The following is an 18,584-nucleotide window of genomic DNA, read 5'->3' as shown; positions in this document are numbered from 1 at the left end:
GAAGCAGGAGCAACAGCAACAGCAACAGCAACGGCGGGTTTCCTGTGGGGTGGTGGGGCGGTGTCGGAGTGCGGGGACGCCGCAACCGGCCCCCCCCCCGCCATCCCATGGAAAGCCCGCTGTTGCTGTTGTTGTTGCTCCTGAGGTTGCCGGCCAGCGGCCGGCACTACCGCGGGTGCAGGGCTGCAAGCCCTGCCGAGCTCCGCTAATCGTGACCGCTGTCGTCCAGGCTGATGATCCCGCGCCGTAGTGCCTGGGTGACTGCATGCGTGCGGTCACCCACTCCGAGCTTGTCCATCAGGCTCTTCATGTGCGCCTTCACCGTCTGCTCGGAAATCTGCATGCGCTCGCCGATGCGCTTGTTCGACAGGCCACCGGCCACGTGCCGCAGCACTTCGGTCTCGCGGGGCGACAACCGGTCTTCCACCACATGTGCGGCGATGCTCGCCGCCACCGCTGGGGGAATCGGCGCGCGCCGACCGCCAGCGACCATGCGGATCGTGTCGACCAGCTCGTGGCGCAGCATGTCCTTCAGCAGGTAGGCGCTGGCGCCGGCCTGTAGCGCCCGCACCGCGCGTACGTCACCGCGGTAGGTGGTCAGCACGATGATGCGTGCACGCGGATCCATCGCGCGGATCCGCACGATGGCCTCGACGCCATCCAGGCGTGGCATCTGCAGGTCCATCAGCACGACGTCCGGCTGCAGCTGCTGGTAGCGCGCGATGGCTTCCTCGCCATCGGCGGCCTCGCCGAGCAGGCGCAGGTCGGAATGGGCGCCCAGCAGCGCCGCCAGGCCGTCGCGCAGCAGCGGATGGTCGTCGACCACCAGCACGCCGATGGGGGCAGGGGACTCAGTCATGGTGTGTTCTACTCCAGGGCCAGCGCCAACGTGATGGACGGCGGTGATACAGGCGCCGGGCAGGCACCGCCAGCGCGACTTCGGTGCCCAGGCCGGGCCGGGTCCACAGCTGCAGTTCGGCGCCGAGGCGTTGCGCACGCTCACGCATGCCCTGCAGACCCCAATGGCCATGGCCGGCATTTTCGTCGTCGATGCCGACGCCATCGTCGCGCACGTGCAGCAGGAAACACCGCGTACCGTAGGACAGCTCCACTTCAATGGCGCTGGCATGGGCATGACGCAACGCGTTGCGGATGGCTTCGCGTCCGATCAGGAACACTTCCTCGGCGGCATCGGCCTGCAGCGCTGGTGTTGCGCCTTCCACGGTCAAGCGCAGTGGATTGGTGCCGTGCCCGGCGTATTCGGCGTGAACATCGGCCAGCGCCGAAGCGAGGTCGCGACCCGCGAAAGGACCGTCGCGCAGTGCGTTGACCCGCTCGCGGCCCTCGGCCAGGTTGCGTTCGGCCAGCTGCATCGCCGATTCCAGCTGGCTGCGCACGGGCTCAGGCGTCTGCGCGGCCTGGCTGATCGCGTGCAGGCGCAGGATCAGGCCCTGGCTGCCCTGCAGCAGGGTGTCGTGCAGGTCGCGGGCAATGCGTTCGCGTTCGCCATGGCGTTCCTGCAGGCGCGCGCGGAACAGGGCCGCCAGCTGCCCGCTGCGGATGCGCACCGCCATCACCAGCAGCGCGAGGATCGCGGCCGCGCACAGCAGCTTGAACCACACGGTCTGCATGAAGGTGGGGGCGATGCGGAAGCTGCGGCTGGCCGGTGCGGTGCTCCAGATGCCGTCTTCGTTGGCCGCTTCCACCTCGAACCGGTAATTGCCCGGTGCGAGGTTGGTGTAATACGCGCGGGTGCTGCTGCCGGCATCCTGCCAGCCGTCGTCAACGCCGGACAGGCGATAGCGGTAGCGGTTGCGCTCCGGGCGCGCCAGTGACAGCGCCACGTAATCGATCTGCAATTGGCTGGTGCCGGCCGGAAGGCGCAGGCCATCGCGCAGTGGCTCGTGCTCACTGCCATACAGCACTTCGCCGATGCGCACGCTGGGCGCCATGGTGTTGACGTGCGAGCGGGTGGTGTCCAGCCAGGCCAGGCCCTGGTTGGTGGCCAGCCACAACAGGCCATCGTTGGCCAGTGCGGTGGTGGCGATCGGTCCGCTCTGCAGGGCGATGCCCGGCATGCCATCTACTGCATCGAACAGGCGCGGCGTCACCGGCTGCCCGCTGCGCAGGGCGCGCCGCAGCTGATCGCTCCCCAGCCGGACCAGGCCACGACTGCCATTGAGCCAGAGGTAGCCCTTTGCATCGGCGACCATGCCGGTGATGCCTTCCATGACGCCGGCCATGTCGGTGCTCACCTGGACGAACCGGCCATTGCCCAGGCGCACGGCCAACCCGGCCTCGCCAGCAACCAGCAGCAGGTCCTGATGATCGAGTAGCGCCGTGATCGGCCCGACCGACAGGCCGTGGCCGGCGTCGAAGGTTTCGATGCGCGTCGCCCCCACGCGGCGCAACCGGCCATCTGCATAGCCGAGCAGCAGCTGGCCGTTGGCATCCAGTGCCAGCGACGAGCAGGCCTGCTCGGGCAGGCGCCGTTCGCGTTGCCACTGGTCGTGCTGGTAGTGCAGCACCCCCCGTTCGCCGGTGCAGACCCAGGCCTGCTCGTCGTCGGGGAACAGCAGGGCATGCAGTGGTTGCCCGGTGAAGGGCGCAGGCAGCGGAATCCGCGTGGTGCGGCCGGCCACGGTGCGTGCAAGGTTGACCCAGTCGAACTGCCAGATAGGGGTGGGTGCCTGGCGCGCGGCGGCCTGCAGCTGCGTGGCACTGCCATCGAGCAGGGTGCGCCTGAGGTCGTAAGGCTTGAGGTCTTCGCCATAGCCATACACATGCCCATCGCTGGCCCGTACCAGTGAGCGGTAGGGATCACTGGGGCCTACCGCCAGCGTGTGCACGCTGCGTGCGCGGAAGCGGTTGAGGCCGAGATTGGTGCCGACCCAGAGATTGCCTTCGCGATCGACGATGATCGGCACGGCCGAGGTGGCGGTCAGCCCGTGTGGCGAATCGAAGCGCTCCATGCGCACGGCGCGGCCACCATCGAAGGTGACGCGGGCGACACCGCCATGCGGGCTCATCGTTGCCCACAGCGCGCCATCGGCAGTGAACTGCAGGCGCGCAGCGACCAGGTCCGGCAGGCGTCGCGCTTCGCGTTCGCTGTCCGGCAGCAGGCCCTGCGCGTTGGCCAGCGGCGACGTACCGCGCACGCGGTCGGCCAGCCAGACTTCGCCCTGCGGGCTTTCGGCCAGCGTCGCCATCTGCGAGACGGCGATGCCGGTGTCTTCGAACGCGGTCTGGCCGGCCGCGCGCATCCAGACCTTCAGGTCGGCCAGTACCCAGAACCTGCCGCGGTTGTCGTGCAGCAGCCATTGCACGCGGTGTTCCGGCACCCCCATGCCAGTGGGCAGCGGCTGCCAGCGTTGGCCAGTGAACTCGCGTAGTCCACCATTGATCGCGGCCCACAGCCGGCCGTCAGGGTCCTGGCTGAAGTGTGGCACTACACCCACCGGCACGCCCTGGTCGCGGCCGTAGTTGTGCAGCTGGCCGCGCGCGAACTGGCTGATGCCGGCCTGGAAGTAGCCGATCCACAGTGCATCGTCGCGGCCCAGCGCAAGGGTGACCATGTTGGTGGACGGGAAATGGCTGCCCGCGGGAGGTGCCTGGCGTTCAAAACGACGACCGTCGAAGCGGTACAGCCCCGAGCCGGTGGCCAGCCACAACAGGCCGTCCCGGTCCTGGGTGATGTCCCAGATATCGCCGGGCGCGCCCTGGCCGACGCGCCAGGCCGTGTGCTCGTAATCGGGCAACCCGCCGCTCACCGGTGGGCGCTGCACGGCAAGGGCGGGCAGGGCGGTCAACAGCAGCAGGCAGGTCAGCAGCGTCCGCAGGCGACGTTGCAACGGGAAGGGGCGGCCACGCATGGCGCGCATTCTGGCAGGTGTGGGGCAGCCAGGGGTGACCCGAACGGGGTAGGCGGCAGGCGCCGCCGTCGGCTATCACGCCGGCATGTCCTCTGGAGCCCGGCCATGCAGCGCCTGTTCGTGATGTTCCCCGACCGCGGTCCGGGCATCGGCCTGCTGTGGCTGCGGCTGTGCCTGGCCGCTGCGTTGTGCCTGCCGGGCGCGCAGGCGGGCTGGCTGTCGGCGCTGTGCCTGCTGGCGGTGGCGATGCTCGCGCTGGGCGTATTGACGCCGCTGGCGGTAGTCCCGGCAACACTGGGCCTGTATGCACAGGCACTGCCGTGGCCACTGGTGGTGTTGCCGCTGGCCTTGCTGGCGCTGGGCCCGGGTGCCTATTCACTGGATGCGCGGCTGTTCGGTCGTCGCCGGCTCGGCCATCGACCTCCCCCATTCGGGTAGGTGCCGGCCTCGACCGACGGGGGTAGGGCATCGTGCGGGGGCCACGCACCATGGGCCACCCCCTCGCGGCGTCCCCCATGGCCACCATTGTTCCGCCCGATCCGCCCGCCGTGTCGCTGGCACCGCAGCAGGCCGCCGCATTGCAGCGCGCCCTGCGCTACGTCGACGAGCATCTGTCACAACCGTTGCGGGTGACCGAACTGGCGCAGGCCGCCTGTGTCAGCCGCTTCCACCTGGTGCGCCTGTTCCGCAGCGGTACCGGCGCCAGCCCATTGCGTTATGTGCGCCGCCGTCGCATCGAACGCGCGCGGCAACTGCTGCCCGGCGCGCAGCTGCCGATGGCATGCCTGGCGCAGCAGCTGGGCTTCTTCGACCAGAGCCATTTCGTCCGCAGCTTCCGCGCCGAGACCGGCTGCAGCCCCGGCCAGTACCTGGCCGGTGATGCCGCCCTGTTGCTTCCCCCTGATCATGTTTCCAACGGAGTCCATCCATGAGCCTTGCCACCGCCACGCCTGCCCCGGCCCTGCTGTCGCCCACCGACCATGCCCTGGTGCTGATCGACTTCCAGTCGCAGATGGCGTTCGCCACCCACACGATCGACATCTCCGCGCTGCGCAACAACGTGTCGCTGATCAGCAAGGGCGCCAAGGGCTTCAACGTGCCGGTACTGCTGACCACCGTTGCCGAAGCGTCGTTCTCCGGCCCGATGTTCCCGGAACTGCCGGAGATCTTCCCGGGCCAGACAGTGTTCGACCGCACTTCGATGAACACCTGGGAAGACCAGCCGGTGATCGATGAGATCAATCGCATCGGCAAGCGTCGCCTGGTTGTTGCCGGGCTGTGGACCAGCGTCTGCATCGTGGGTCCGGCGCTGTCGGCGCTGGCGCAGGGCTTCGAGGTCTACGTGATCACCGATGCCTGCGGCGATGTCAGCGAAGAAGCCCACGAGCGTGCGATCACCCGCATGGTGCAGGCCGGTGCGGTGCCGATGACCAGCGTGCAGTACCTGCTTGAGCTGCAGCGTGACTGGGCACGGGGTGAAACCTACGAGCTGACCACCGGCATCGCCCGCGACCACGCCGGTGGCTATGGCATCGGCATCCAGTACGCCAAGCGCATGTTCGGCGCGCAGGAAGGCGGGCACTGAGCATGCTGGCCGGCCATGGCCTCGACCTGGCCCTGCTGATGCTGCGCGTGGCGGCAGGAGGCTTCCTGCTGCCGCACGCGCTGGGCAAGCTGTTCGGTTGGTTCGGTGGTCCCGGGCTGACCGGCTTCGCCACCGAGCTGCGCGGCTTCGGCCTGCCAGCGGTGGCTCCGCTGCCGCTGCTGCTGGCCCTGCTGCAGGTGCTGTCCGGGCTGGCCGTGCTGCTGGGCTGGCAGACCCGTGTCGCCGCGCTTGCGGCGGCCGCCTTCATCGGCTTCACCGTACTGTTGGCCCTGCCCAGGGGCTGGTTCTGGATGCGCGGTGGCAGCGAGTACCCGTTGATGTGGACCACGGTACTGCTGGCCCTCGCGCTGACCGGGCCCGGCGCCTGGGCACTGGACGGCCAACGCCTTCCAGGAGACCTCGCATGAGTCACGATCCACTCGATCACGGCCGCCGCAACGTGGTGCTGGCTGGCAGCGCCGCGGTGGCGCTGGGCCTGGCCGGCCGTGCCGGTGCTGCACTCGATTCCACTTCCAAGGAGCGTCGCATGAGCACGCTGGTCATCCGCAATGCCCGCATCACCACCCTCGACCCTCAGCAGCCGCATGCACAGGCGCTGGCCGTGCAGGATGGGCGCATCGTTGCCGTCGGCAGCGACGAGGAGATCATGCGCGGCTGGGGCAACGAAGCGACCCTGATCGACGCGCAGGGCCGGCGCCTGCTGCCCGGGCTCAACGACAGCCATACCCATCTGATCCGTGGCGGCCTGAATTACAACCTGGAGCTGCGCTGGGACGGCCTGCGTTCGCTGGCCGACGCGATGGCGATGCTCAAGGCACAGGTCGACCGCACCCCGGCGCCGCAGTGGGTGCGCGTGGTCGGTGGCTTCACCGCCGCGCAGTTCAACGAGAAGCGCCTGCCCACGCTGCAGGAGCTCAACGACATCGCGCCGGACACGCCAGTGTTCCTGCTGCACCTGTACGACCGGGCGCTGCTCAACCGTGCGGCGTTGCGCGCCTGTGGCTACACCAAGGACACGCCGGATCCGCCGGGTGGGCAGATCGTGCGTGACTCGCTCGGCAACCCGACCGGGCTGCTGCTGGCCAAGCCCAATGCGCTGATCCTGTACGCGACGCTGGCCAAGGGGCCACGCCTGCCGATCGAGTACCAGGCCAACTCGACGCGCCATTTCATGCGCGAACTGAACCGGCTCGGCATCACGTCGGTGATCGATGCCGGCGGTGGTTTCCAGAACTATCCCGAGGACTACCAGGTCATCGAGCAGCTGCATCGCGATGACCAGCTGACGGTGCGCATCGCCTACAACCTGTTCACCCAGAACAAGGGCAAGGAAGTTGACGATTTCCGCGGCTGGAGCGAGATGCTGCAGCCGCGACAGGGCGATGACCTGCTGCGCCACAACGGTGCCGGCGAGATGCTGGTGTTCTCCGCGGCCGACTTCGAGCTGTTCAACGAGCCGCGCCCGGAACTGCCGCCGGAGCTGGAACCGGAACTGCACGATGTGGTGAGGCTGCTGGTCGAGAAGCGTTGGCCGTTCCGCATCCATGCGACGTACGACGAGAGCATCACCCGCATCCTCGATGTGTACGAACAGGTCAACCGCGAGGTGCCGTTCGATGGCCTGCACTGGTTCATCGACCACGCCGAGACCATCACCCCGCGCAACATCGAACGCATCCGCGCGCTGGGCGGCGGCATCGCCGTGCAGCATCGCATGGCCTACCAGGGCGAGGCCTTCGTCGAGCGCTACGGCGTGCAGGCGGCGCGGCATACGCCGCCGGTCAAGCGCATGCTGGCCGAAGGCGTGCCGGTCGGTGCCGGAACGGATGCCACCCGTGTGGCCAGCTACAACCCGTGGGTGGCGCTGTCCTGGCTGGTGACCGGACGCACCGTGGGCGGGCTGGCCCTGTATGGCGATGAGAACCTGCTCGAACGTGAGCAGGCGCTGCGCCTGTGGACCCAGGGCAGCGCGTGGTTCTCCGGCGACGAAGCGGTGAAGGGCACGCTGAAGGCCGGCCAGCTCGCCGACTTCATCCTGCTCTCGGCCGACTTCTTCCGCGTGGATGACGCGCAGATCGCCGACATCACCAGCGTGTTGACCGTGGTTGGCGGCCGCATCGTGCATGCCGACGCCGACTATGCAGGGCTTGCGCCGCAGCTGCCGCCGGCGATGCCCAACTGGTCGCCGGTCAACAGGTTCGGTGGCTACCACGTTGGCGGTACCGCCACTGGATTGACCGCCGCGCATCACCACCATCACGGTGTGGCCTGCAGCACCCACGGCGCGCACGGCCATGCGGCCCGGCATGCTGCACCCACCGACGACCTGACCGCGTTCTGGGGCGCGATGGGATGCTCGTGCTTCGCGTTCTGAGCCTTGCGCTGCTGGCCGCACCCTCGCTGGTGCAGGCCTGCGACGGCGGTCACTGCAGCGACACGGGCGACGGCCAACTGCAATGGGATGCGTCGCTGCGCGTGCGTGGGCTGTACTACGACCCGAGCCGGTTCGGCATTGGCGGTAGCGAGGATGGCTATGGCCTGCTGCGCGCGCTGGCCTCGGCCACCTATGTGGAAGAGACCTGGCAGGCGAAGCTGCAGCTGGGTGTGCATGGTGAGAGTGGCAAGGCCGGCGGCCCGGGCCGTACCGACCGCAGCGCGCTGGACGTGCAGCAGGCGTACTGGCGCTGGCAGCACGGTGGCCTTCATCTGCAGCTGGGCCGGCAGGAAGCCGGCTACGGCAGCTCACGGCTGCTGTCGGTGCGCGATGGACCGAACATCCGCCTGGCGTTCGACGGTGCACGTATGGGTTGGAAAGGTAGATTCGGCACGCTTGACCTTATGGCGCTGCGTCCGGTGGAGAACCGGCCGGGCGCCTTCGATGATCGCGGCGAACACGGCGCCCATCTCTGGGGCGCGTATGCCACGACGGCGCGCGGGCAGTGGGCAGGACAGTGGGATCTGTACCTGCTGGACTACCGCCGCGACGGCGCGCGCTTCGCCGCAGGCAGCGGTACCGAACGTCGGCAGACCCTGGGCACGCGCTGGTTCGGCCAGGCTGGTGCACTGGACTGGAACAGCGAGCTGGTGGCGCAGGGCGGTGAACTGCGGACGACCAGCGGCACGCTCGATATCCGCGCCTGGACGCTGGCTACCGATACGGGGTGGCGCTGGACGAACCTGCCGCTGCAACCGCGGCTGGGGCTGAAGGCGGACATCGCCAGTGGCGATGGAAATCTGCATGACGGCCGCCTGGGAACCTTCAACGCCTTGTTCCCGAAGTCGGCCTATTTCAGCGAGGCCAGCCTGCTGGCCCCGGCCAACCTGATGGACGTCCAGCCGACCCTGGCCCTGCGCCTGCACGACGCGGTGACGACGGAACTGGGCGTACAGATGGCCTGGAAGCATCGTCGCGCGGATGCGGTCTACACCACGCCCGCACCGCTGGTGGCGTTGCCGGGCAGCGCCGGTGGCGCGCGTCGCATCGGTACTCAGTACAAATCCGAAACCCGCTGGCAGGCCAGCGAACACTGGCAATGGCAGCTGCAGCTGGCCTGGGTCGATGCCGGGCCTGCATTGAAGCAGGCCGGCGGCCAGGACACGTTGTTCGCCTCGATCGTTGGAGCATGGCAATGGTGAACGCAACCGCGTCGCAACCCCCCGCACAGGCCGCAGGCGCCTGGTCCCCGCTGAAGATCCAGATGTTCCGTTCGATCTGGCTGGCGATCCTGGCCAGCAACATCGGCACCTGGGTCAATGACGTGGCCGCTGCCTGGGTGATGGCCGAGCGTACCGGCTCACCGTTGATGGTGGCCCTGGTGCAGTCGGCCACCACCGTGCCGATCGTGCTGCTGGCACTGGCCGCCGGAACCCTGGCCGACATCGTCGATCGCCGCAGGTACCTGCTGGCCACCCAGGGCTGGATGCTGCTGGTCGCCGCGGTGATGGCGGCACTGACCGCGATGGACATGCTGACGCCGCAGCTGCTGGTGCTGTTGACCTTCTGCATGGGCTGCGGTGCGGCGATGGCGATGCCAGCGCAGGCCGCGATCGTGTCCGAACTGGTGCCGCAGCCGATGCTGGCTTCGGCGGTGGCGCTGAACTCGATCGGCATCAACATCGCACGCTCGATCGGCCCGGCCATCGGCGGCGTGATCGTCGCCCAGCTGGGCGCCGTCTGGGCGTTCGGCTTCAACGCCATCACCTTCGCCGCGATGCTGTTCGTGGTGTGGGGCTGGAAGCGCGACCCGAAGCAGTCCAGCCTGCCGCCGGAAGGGTTCGGTGCCGGCCTGAAGGCGGGCCTGCGCTATGCCAGCCGCGCCGGGCGGTTGCAGGCGGTGTTGATCAAGTCGGTTGGCTTCTTCTTCTTCGCCGCTGCGATGAACGCGTTGCTGCCGGTGGTGGTACGCGGGCAGATGCACGGCGGGGCGGGGCAGTACGGCATGCTGCTCGGCTGCATTGGTATCGGTGCCGTGGGTGGTGCGCTGCTGCTGCCGAAGCTGCGCGCACAGATGGATCGTGACCTGCTGGTGCTGCTGGCCACCCTGTCGCTGGCCCTGAGCCTGGTCGGCCTGGCGCTGACCCGCAGCTGGTACGTGCTGCCGCTGGTGATGCTGATCAACGGTTTTGCCTGGATCACCGTGCTGTCGTCGCTGCAGATCGCGGCGCAGACGGCGGTGCCGGCGTGGGTGCGTGCGCGTGCACTGGCGTTGTACATCATGGTGTTCTCTGCCGGCATGGCCGCCGGCGGGCTGAGCTGGGGCGCGCTGGCACAGCGCACCTCGCCGGAGCTGTCCTTGCTGGTGGCTGCTGCGGGTGCGGTGATCGGCGGGTTGCTGGTGTGGCGCGTGCGCATCGCCGGCACCGAAGACCTCAACCTGCGCCCGGCGGGGCATTGGCCGGCCCCCGAACTGTCGGTACCGGTATCCAACGATCGCGGCCCGGTGCTGGTGACCATCGAGTACCGCATCGATGACGCTGATCGCGCCGCGTTCCAGGCACAGATGCGCGCACTGGGCACGATCCGTCGCCGCGATGGCGCCGTGGTCTGGGGCGTGGTCGAGGATGTGGCCACCCCGGGCATCCACCTGGAGTATTTCGTGACCCCGTCGTGGCTGGAGCACCTGCGCCAGCACGAACGCATCACCGCCGACGACAAGGCGATCCAGGAAGTGCTGCGCGCGTTGCATCGAGGCGAGCGTGCACCGGTGGTGCGTCATTTCGTGGGTGGGCATGATCCGTTGCCGAAGGCCGGGGTCCCGCACCACCACAGCGATATCTGACAAAAAAAGGGGACGGAGGGAATTAAGTCGTTTGTGCACAAACGACTTAATTCCCTCCGTCCCCTTTTTGCGACCGCAGAAGCGGCGGCACCGTCATGGCGCCGCCGCGTTACATCACCTGCGTGCGAACGCCAGCAGGTCGGCGTTGAACTGCTCGGCGTGGGTGACGGTCAGGCCGTGCGGGGCACCGGCGTATACCTTCAGTTCGGCATCCTTGATGATCTGCGAGGACAGCTTGGCCGAGGCATCGAACGGGACGATCTGGTCGTCGTCGCCGTGCACGACCAGTGCCGGCACGTCGATCTTCTTCAGGTCTTCGGTGTAGTCCACTTCCGAAAATTCGTGCACGCAGTCGTACTGGCCCTTGACGCCACCGAGCATGCCCTGCAGCCAGAACGAATCACGCATGCCCTGGGTGACGTTGTTGCCATCGCGGTTGGCGCCGAAGAACGGGGTGGCCAGGTCCTTGAAGAACTGCGAGCGGTCGCCGCCGGTGCCCTTGCGGATGCCGTCGAAGACCTCCAGCGGGGTACCGGCCGGGTTGGCAGCGGTCTTCAGCATCAGCGGCGGCACGGCGCCGACCAGCACCACCTTGGCCACGCGCGTGCTGCCGTGGCGGCCGATGTAGTGGGCCACTTCGCCGCCGCCGGTGGAATGGCCGACCAGGATCGCGTCCTTCAGGTCCAGCGCCTCGATCACCGCAGCCAGGTCGTCGGCGTAGGTGTCCATGTTGTTGCCGTCCCAGGTCTGGCTGGACCGGCCGTGGCTGCGGCGGTCGTGGGCGATCACGCGGTAGCCGTTCTGGCCCATGAACAGCATCTGCGGGTCCCAGGCATCGGACGACAGCGGCCAGCCGTGGGCGAACACGATCGGCTGGCCGTTGCCCCAATCCTTGTAGAAGATGCGGGCGCCGTCGGCGACGGTGACGAAGTTGCTCATTGCAGGTTCCTTGGCGGAAGGGAGGGAAGGCATCGGCAGGCTGCCGGTGCCTCCGGCAGTACAGCGCAGGTGCCGGCGACGGACTTGCACCGCTGTGCTGGATTGCAAAGGATGTGACGCATACCGCTCTGGCGGGATCGGAGTCGCGCGCCGAGGATGTCCGCAGCCTGCCTGTGGAACGCCCGGATGCCCGCCACGCGATGGTCCCTGATGGTGTGCCTGCTGTTGCCGATGGCGGCGCTGGCGCAGACCAACGTCTACAAGTGCGTGGGTGGGCCGCACCCGGTCTACCAGCAGACGCCCTGCCAGGGCCGTGCGGCGTGGCGCTGGGAGGTCCCGGAGGAGCAGTCACTGTCCCGCGGTGCGGTGGTTCCCGCAGTCACGCCATCGAAGCCGTCACGTCGCCCGCGGCGTGCCACCCGGGCGCAGGGCGCGCTGATCACGATCAGCACGGATGCTGCGGCCTGCGAGCGTGCGCGCCGGCAGCGCGAGCGGGAGTTGCTCAAGCGCCGACGGCTGGATTTCGTGCAGCGCAGGCAGCTGGATGACGCGGTCTACGACGCCTGCCAGTGAAGTGAGTTGCTGAAGTGCCGAAAACGACAACGGCGCCCTGGGGCGCCGTTGCGTGGAGTAGCGTAAGTGCAGGTTTCAGCGACCGTCGCTGGCGGCGGCCGGGGCGGGCACGCTGTCCGGCTTGGGCAGGCTCAACTCCGGGTTGCCCTGTTCGGCCTGCAGGATCTGGATGCGGCGCTGCAGGGCGTCCAGCTGGCTGTTGGTGCTCTGCACATCGGTGCTGAGGCTCACGGCCTGCTGCTGGGCCTGCTGCAGGGCGGCGCTGACCTGTGCCGACTGCGCCTGCTGCTGTTCCATTTCCTGCTGCAGGGTGCGCAGGCGTTCTTCGTTGTAGGCCACCAGGCGCTCGGTGTAGCGCTTGCCGGCTTCCAGGCGGGTGGTGTCGATGTAGACCTGGGCCAGCTGCTCGGACTGCTGCGCGAAGGTGCGGTAGACACGTTCGGCGTTGTCCACCGCGTCGGTCTTGATCACCCGCCAGAAGTTCTTCTCCTGGAACAGGGCGACGTAGTAGGTCAGGGTGTTGGCGTTGAACAGCAGGCTGGCGCCGTAGTTGCCGTTGTAGGTGGTGCGCAGCTCGGTCAGCTGGCGCGAATCCATCAACTGCTTGAGCTCGTCCACGGTGTTGCGCACCACCGGCGCGCTGCGCGCCGGTTCGGCTGCAGGCTCACGATCGCCACGTGCGGCCATCGCCGCCGGTGCCACCAGCATCATGGCCACGGCCAGCACTGCCGCGCTGCGCGCGTGCCGGGCGAAGACCGCGCCCCCTGAAGTTTCTCGCATGTCTAGACCATCCACGGATGAGTGTGGGTTGAGATGAAGGTGGTTCCCCGCCGGGAGTCTAGCATGCGCGCGGGCGCCGCCAAGGGCGCCCGTCACGGCTCGATTTCAATAGACCAGCTGTGCGGCGCTGCACTGGATCGACTGCACGTTGACGTCGGTCCGGCCCAGCTCCAGGCCCAGCACGCTGGCCAGCAGGTTGGTCAGCAGGGTGCCGACACTGTTGAGCACCGGCCGCAGTGCGGCCAGGATTGGCTTCAGCAGGGTGCACAGCAGGCCGCTGCAGCTGACGCTGCCGTCGGGGTTGGTGACGCCGCTGCCACCGGCACCATCGAGGAAACCGGCCGGCGCGGTCTGGATGTACGACGCCAGGTTGTTGCGCACGCAGCCGTTGTAGTCGATCAGGTTGCCGAGCAGGCTGTCGCAGCGGTTGATCAGCAGGCCGCCGACCAGCGAGCCGAGCAGGCCATCGAGCAGGCCCAGGCCCTGGCCGGTGACGGTCGTCTTGTAACCGGTCCACACCGAACCGTCTTCCCAGCAGGTGGTCAGGCCCAGCAGGCAAGGCTTGGGGACGCCATTCTTCACCGTCCAGTTGCCCAGCGGCGCGAGATTGCGTGCCGGGTCGCCATCGCGCAGCAGCGGGATGACCTGGTCGACGTTGTAGCGCCCGCCAGTGGGGAAGGCCGCCTGCAGGTAGCGGTCGGCCAGTGCCTTGGCCGTGTCGTTGGCGCTCATGCCCTGCTTGGGCGAGCTGAGCATGCCCGACAGCACCCGCAGCAGTTCATTGACCAGGCTCGACACCGCGTCACCGATCGCGAGCGGGTTGATCCGGGTCGAGCCGGTCTCGCCGGCAGCCAGGGTCAGGTTCTGCGAGCTGGTCAGCGCGGGCAGGGTGATCTTGTCGTTGATCAGCGGCTGCCCCAGCAGCTTCAACAGCTGCTCGTTCTGCAGCGTGACGTCGCAGACATTGGCCTTGGAGAAACGCTGTGCGGGGTCGACATTGCCGACGCAGGCACGCAGCACCGATGAATCGACCTGGATGGTGGCCTTGGGGGGACTGGCGCCGCACTGGATGCCGGTCAGCGTGCCCATGCCGTTGGCCACGTCGACGTGCAGCGGCAGGTGCAGGCGCGTGCCGAGCAGGTTCAGCAGCGGCCCCAGCGCGAACAGGTTGTTGCTGTCCACGTCCACCATCAGCCGCACCTGCGCATTGTAGGCACGGGTGCCGACGCCGCCGATGGCGATCGACGGCGGTTCGACCACGCCGCCCTGGATGTTGATGCCCAGCAGGTCCAGCCCCTTGATCGTCACGCCGTTGCCATCGTTGGCGATGGAGATGGCGGTGTTGATCAGGTTGAGCACGTTGATCTTCGATTCCAGCGCGCTGCCGACGGTGCCGTCGGGTGAGACAACTTCCGCGAACAGGCCACCGCCGCCGGCCTGGCTGCCGAGCACGATGTTGAGCTTGTTGATGTCCAGCTGGGTGGCGACAAGGTCGGACAGGGCGCGCAGCTGCACGCCCACCGTCGAGTCACGGCCGACGACGGTGGCGGTGGCATCGACCAGCTGCGCCAGCGAAATCTTGTTGACCGACAGCAGGCGGTTGAAGTCGGCCACGCTGAGGTTTGCGCTCACCGGGATGTTGAGTGCCTTCAGCAGGCCGGATGGCGTGACGTTGGCCTGCGCCAGGCCGTCATAGGACAGCACCGTGGCATTGGTGACGTCCAGGCCGACCAGGCGCAGGGTCGACAGCAGTACGGAATTGCCATTGGTACGCAGCAGCTGCGAGCCCACCGCGAACACCGCCGTGGGCTCCGAGCGGCGGGCTACCGCCTGTACGCTGACGGTCGGCAGGCTGGTGTTCTGGCCGAAGAAGGGCAGAACGCTGCGCTCGGCGATCACCTGCACGGCATTGCGCGGGTTGCTGGCATCAACGCTGGTGACGAAACGGTTGCTGGTGCCGCGGCTGGCACTCCAGTTGCCGCAGCGGATCTGCAGGGTACCTGCGAACCTGTTCTGGGCCAGCGCGCTTTGCCGGGCTGCGCTGTTGTCGCTGTTGTCCGCACTGCACAGCTCCAGCCGCTGTGCGCCGGCCAGCGCGGCCAGGTCGGCCACCTTCTGCGCATCACGCTTGGCCCAGAACAGATAGCCGATCTCGATCAGGCCCAGCATGGCCAGCAGCGCCAGCATGACCAGCATCATCGTGACCGACATGCCGCCGCGTGGGCGACTGAAACTGAACTGGCGTGGGCGTTTCATGGCCGACCTCAGCGTCCGGAGGAGGAGGCGTCCTTGGACCGGGCAACATCGGTCTCAAAGAAGTCCGGGATCTCGTGTTCAAAGCTCTTCAGGTAACGCGCATAGCTCAGCGTGGCCTGGTCACCCAGGATCGGCAGGCGCTGGCCGGCCTGCTGCCCCGACGCCTGCAGGCGGAACAGGTTGCGGGTGGCTTCGCCGCTCTGCAGGCGCGCACGCGGTGTTGCCGGTGGTGCAACGTCGGTTGCGGGGATTGCCGGCGGCGCCGCAGCCACCGCTGTGGATGCGGCGGGTGAGGACAGCTCCACGGTGGGAAGCGGCTCGGCCTGCATCGGCGCTGCGGCCGGTGCCGACGGCAAGGGGCCACCGAGCATCTGTCCGGTCAATGGCTGTTGCTGTGCCTGCACGGCACCGGCAGCAAGCAGGCAGGACAGCACGGGCAACAGGCGTCGGGTCAGGCGCATCGCGGTCATGGGGTGCTTCCGGTCGGGTGATCGGTGGTGCTGAAGCGTTCCAGCATCGACGGTGGCAGGCGCTGCGGATCGCGCTCGTCACGTGCTTCGCGGCGTGGTTCGGCTGCCAGCCGGGTGCTGCCCGATGCACGGGCGCCGCGTTCGCTGCTGGCCGTGAGCGCAGGCGCCGGGGCGTTGACGGCGGCCGCAGCCTGCCGCTGCTGCAGGCGGGTGCGGATCTGCTGCGCCTGCTGCTGGATGCTGCGGCGCGTTTCCTCGTTGAGGTTGGCCTGTTCCGACAGGCGCTCTGCCGTGGCCTGATCGCCGCGCAGTACCGCCCACAGTGCGAGATTGGCCGTGGCCTTGGCGTTGCCTGGCGAAAGCTCCAGGGCCTTGGCCAGCGGCTCGCGCGCCTGGTCGAACTGGCCGGCGCGCAGCCGCGCATAGCCCAGGTCGCCCAGGTAGTCGGTGTTCAAGGGCTGCAACTGCGTGGCGCGCGCCAGCGCCTGTTCGCTGCCGGCATCGTCGTCGCGGCGCGCCGCGATCAGGCCCAGGCCATGGGCGGCCGCGGCGGCCTGCGGTCCGCTGGACAGCTCGCGATACAGCGCGACGGCTGCGTCGGTCTGGCCGGTCTCGCGCAGTGCGTCGGCCTGCAGCAGGCGCAGGGCGGGGCGATCACCATAGCGTTGGCGGAAGGCCTCCGCGTGGGCCAGCGAGGCATACCAGGCACCCTGCTGCTGCATGCGCTCGATCAGTTCCAGATAGGCGTTGCGGCTGTCCTGCGGATCGGGTTCCGGCGGCGCAAGGCTGGGCGCCCGCACATACTTCGGCGTGGTCGAGGTGCAGCCACTGGCCAGGGCGGCGAGGGCGGCGGCAAGCAGCAGGCAGGAAGTGCGCAGGGCAGGCATCAGGGCGATCCCATCTTGGACATGGTGGTGGCCAGCGCGACCAGCGCTGGACCGGCAAGCACCAGCATCAGTGCCGGCAACAGGGTCAGCATCATCACCACGGTCATCTTCACCGAGAGCTTGCCGACCTTTTCCTTCAACGTGTTGCGGCGCTGTTCGCGCAGGCGGATGCTGAACTGGCGCAGCGGTTCCTGCACCGCGCCGCCGTGTGCATGCACCTGCAGGATCAGCTGCATAAGGCTGGTCAGGTCGTCATCGGCGTAGACCTCGCTCAACCGCCGCAGTGACTGCGCGCGGGTGCGGCCGTGGGTGTAGGCCACGTTCGCTTCCTGCAGTTCGCCGCCCAGTACCGGCAGCGCATCGCGCAGCTTGTCGCCCAGTGTCTGCAGGCTCTGGTCCATGCTGAAGCCAACGCCCTGCAGCAGGCGCAGCAGGTCGATCAGCAGGGGCAGCTCGTTCTCGACCGCGCGGCGGCGGCGCTTGACCCACGACGACAGCACGAACTTTGGCAGCAGCAGCCCGGCTGCCAGCGCACCGATCACCACCATCACCTTGGCCAGCCCGTGCGCGCTGCTGAACGCCAGCGCCAGGGCCAGCACCAGCAGCGCAAGCAGCAGGCGCAGGCCCAGGTAGATGGCCGTGCCCCGGCGTGTATTCCAGCCGGCGAGGTCCAGCAGCAGCTTGTCCTCGTTGGCCAGCAGCGCGGCCTCCAGGCGGCCACCACTGAGCGAGCGGCCGAAGCGCTCGAGCCAGCCCAGCGAGTCACGGCGGGTGGCCTCGCTGTCGCGCGCTTCGTCGCGCGGTTGCAGGGCGGTCTTCAGCGTGGCCGAGGTGCGGTGCTCGCGATGGCTGCGAATCCAGCCGGCAATGCCGAGCAGGGCGACACCGGCCGCCAACACCAGCAATGAGAGAGCGAACCAGGCGGTGGCGCTCATCGGGTACCTCCGTGGCGGCGGCGGGCGGTCATAGCGACTTGGCCAGGCGGTACAGCAGGAACGCTCCGAGCAGTTCCAGGCCCAGTGCGATCAGCAGGATTCGGTGGCCGAGCGGGTCATGCAGCACCGGCTGGAAGAACGCCGGGCTGGAGATCGCCATCAGCACCGCACTGGCCGGTGGCAGCAGCCCCAGCACCCAGGCCGACATGCGCGTTTCCGAGGTGGTGGCCGCCAGCTCCTGCTGGGCCTGCTCCAGGTCGCGCATGAAGTCGCCCATGCGCTGCAGGATCTGGTCGGCGCGGCCGCCGATGCGCACGCTCACCCCGATCACCACCGCCAGCACCTTCAGCACGTCCATGCGATATGGCTGCGCGGCCAGGCTCAACGCGCGATCCAGGTCCATGCCGCTGCGCGCATAGCGCACGGTGGTGTCGAGCAGGCCACGCAGTGGTGCGCTGGTCTGCATCGAAGAGACCTGGAACGCGGCCTGCAGGCTGTTGCCCAGCGCGGTGAGGCGGACCAGGTTGTCGAGGAAGTCCGGCATCTGGTGCAGCAGCTGCGCACGCAGTTTCGTGATCCGGCGCATCACCCACAGCCAGCAGCCCAGCAGGTACAGCAGCAGGGTCAGCGGAAACATCCAGGCCGTGCCCAGCCGCATCGCCGCGACGACCGCAAGCACAACGCCGGGCACCAGCAGCATCAGTGGCAGCTTCCAGCCCGGCTGCAGGCCGGCGCGCTGCAGCACGCCGTCCCAGGGCAGTACACGGCTCCCACTGCTGGCGGGGCGGGCGGAATCGTTGGCTGCGGCAACGGCGGGCCCGGCCGGTACCGCACCGGCGGCGCTGCCGCGCGCCAGCTGCTGCTCGGCATGCTGCAACGAGGCCTGGCGCTGTTCGCGGCTGCTGGCGGTGCCCCACAGCCAGACGGCCAGCGCCAGCAGCACCGAGATGATGCTCAACACGCCCAGCAGCAGGCCGGTACCCATGC

The 18,584-nt window shown here is 68.4% G+C and carries 17 protein-coding genes; 8 read left to right on the top strand and 9 right to left on the bottom strand.

Translation table 11 applies throughout. The features are described from left to right. Positions 1-205: 205 nt before the first annotated feature. Together AB1281_RS10900 and AB1281_RS10895 are read right to left on the bottom strand one after the other, a co-directional pair. Complete coding sequence (locus AB1281_RS10900) at positions 206-859, bottom strand: response regulator (RefSeq protein ID WP_014037539.1); 654 nt, start codon at positions 857-859, stop codon at positions 206-208. Further along, positions 852-3,881: a sensor histidine kinase gene (locus AB1281_RS10895; protein ID WP_430345896.1), complete on the bottom strand. Its 3,030-nt coding sequence runs from the start codon at positions 3,879-3,881 to the stop codon at positions 852-854. Before AB1281_RS10895 ends, AB1281_RS10900 begins: the two co-directional genes overlap by 8 nt. A gap of 96 nt (positions 3,882-3,977) precedes the next feature. On the opposite strand from AB1281_RS10895, the gene AB1281_RS10890 reads away from it, so the two are divergent. The 7 genes from AB1281_RS10890 (at position 3,978) to AB1281_RS10860 (ending at position 10,757) form a co-directional block, all read left to right on the top strand. Continuing rightward, on the top strand, positions 3,978-4,310 hold the full coding sequence (locus tag AB1281_RS10890) for a hypothetical protein (RefSeq protein ID WP_430345895.1): 333 nt from the start codon (positions 3,978-3,980) through the stop codon (positions 4,308-4,310). A gap of 50 nt (positions 4,311-4,360) precedes the next feature. Then, positions 4,361-4,804, top strand: coding sequence for a helix-turn-helix transcriptional regulator (locus AB1281_RS10885; protein WP_430345894.1), 444 nt, complete (start codon positions 4,361-4,363; stop codon positions 4,802-4,804). Then, positions 4,801-5,457, top strand: coding sequence for a hydrolase (locus tag AB1281_RS10880; protein WP_049422794.1), 657 nt, complete (start codon positions 4,801-4,803; stop codon positions 5,455-5,457). The genes AB1281_RS10885 and AB1281_RS10880 overlap by 4 nt, the downstream gene beginning before the upstream one ends. A gap of 2 nt (positions 5,458-5,459) precedes the next feature. Then, the gene (locus AB1281_RS10875) at positions 5,460-5,885 is read left to right on the top strand and encodes a DoxX family protein (RefSeq protein WP_075677863.1); all 426 of its coding nucleotides are present in this window, start codon (positions 5,460-5,462) and stop codon (positions 5,883-5,885) included. 119 nt (positions 5,886-6,004) lie between these two features. Continuing rightward, complete coding sequence (locus AB1281_RS10870) at positions 6,005-7,852, top strand: amidohydrolase (RefSeq protein WP_430346993.1); 1,848 nt, start codon at positions 6,005-6,007, stop codon at positions 7,850-7,852. Next, a complete protein-coding gene (locus AB1281_RS10865; RefSeq protein WP_430345893.1) occupies positions 7,831-9,114 on the top strand; it encodes an alginate export family protein in 1,284 nt (427 codons plus the stop codon). The genes AB1281_RS10870 and AB1281_RS10865 overlap by 22 nt, the downstream gene beginning before the upstream one ends. Then, the gene (locus tag AB1281_RS10860) at positions 9,108-10,757 is read left to right on the top strand and encodes an MFS transporter (RefSeq protein ID WP_430345892.1); all 1,650 of its coding nucleotides are present in this window, start codon (positions 9,108-9,110) and stop codon (positions 10,755-10,757) included. Before AB1281_RS10865 ends, AB1281_RS10860 begins: the two co-directional genes overlap by 7 nt. A 114-nt stretch (positions 10,758-10,871) precedes the next feature. Here AB1281_RS10860 and AB1281_RS10855 read toward each other — a convergent pair whose 3' ends face one another. After that, positions 10,872-11,696 (bottom strand): alpha/beta fold hydrolase, encoded by an 825-nt coding sequence (locus AB1281_RS10855; RefSeq protein WP_430345891.1) that lies wholly within the window; start codon positions 11,694-11,696, stop codon positions 10,872-10,874. 186 nt (positions 11,697-11,882) lie between these two features. Here AB1281_RS10855 and AB1281_RS10850 point away from each other — a divergent pair, with 186 nt between their 5' ends. Beyond that, positions 11,883-12,269 (top strand): hypothetical protein, encoded by a 387-nt coding sequence (locus AB1281_RS10850; RefSeq protein ID WP_430345890.1) that lies wholly within the window; start codon positions 11,883-11,885, stop codon positions 12,267-12,269. A 75-nt stretch (positions 12,270-12,344) separates the two neighbouring features. Here the strand turns inward: AB1281_RS10850 and AB1281_RS10845 are convergent, their stop codons facing one another. The 6 genes from AB1281_RS10845 to AB1281_RS10820 all read right to left on the bottom strand — a co-directional run bounded on the left by AB1281_RS10845 (position 12,345) and on the right by AB1281_RS10820 (position 18,582). Beyond that, entirely contained in the window at positions 12,345-13,049 is a 705-nt protein-coding gene (locus AB1281_RS10845) for a DUF2968 domain-containing protein (RefSeq protein ID WP_049443363.1), read from the bottom strand. 105 nt (positions 13,050-13,154) lie between these two features. Then, positions 13,155-15,305, bottom strand: a complete 2,151-nt coding sequence (locus tag AB1281_RS10840; RefSeq protein WP_430345889.1) for a TadG family pilus assembly protein — start codon at positions 15,303-15,305, stop codon at positions 13,155-13,157. A gap of 8 nt (positions 15,306-15,313) precedes the next feature. After that, positions 15,314-15,775 carry a DUF3613 domain-containing protein gene (locus tag AB1281_RS10835; protein ID WP_430345888.1) on the bottom strand — a complete coding sequence of 154 codons (462 nt, stop codon included), beginning with the start codon at positions 15,773-15,775 and terminating at the stop codon, positions 15,314-15,316. Then, positions 15,772-16,662: a Flp pilus assembly protein TadD gene (locus tag AB1281_RS10830; protein ID WP_430345887.1), complete on the bottom strand. Its 891-nt coding sequence runs from the start codon at positions 16,660-16,662 to the stop codon at positions 15,772-15,774. The genes AB1281_RS10835 and AB1281_RS10830 overlap by 4 nt, the downstream gene beginning before the upstream one ends. Then, a complete protein-coding gene (locus tag AB1281_RS10825; protein WP_430345886.1) occupies positions 16,662-17,597 on the bottom strand; it encodes a type II secretion system F family protein in 936 nt (311 codons plus the stop codon). Before AB1281_RS10825 ends, AB1281_RS10830 begins: the two co-directional genes overlap by 1 nt. 28 nt (positions 17,598-17,625) lie before the next feature. Next, a complete protein-coding gene (locus tag AB1281_RS10820; RefSeq protein WP_049443368.1) occupies positions 17,626-18,582 on the bottom strand; it encodes a type II secretion system F family protein in 957 nt (318 codons plus the stop codon). Between the last annotated feature and the right edge of the window lie 2 nt (positions 18,583-18,584).

The organism is Stenotrophomonas sp. NRRL B-14846, from assembly GCF_050473585.1.
Classification (GTDB): domain Bacteria; phylum Pseudomonadota; class Gammaproteobacteria; order Xanthomonadales; family Xanthomonadaceae; genus Stenotrophomonas.
Note: the sequence above shows the minus strand (reverse complement) of the source record. Positions and strands in the feature narration are given on the sequence as shown.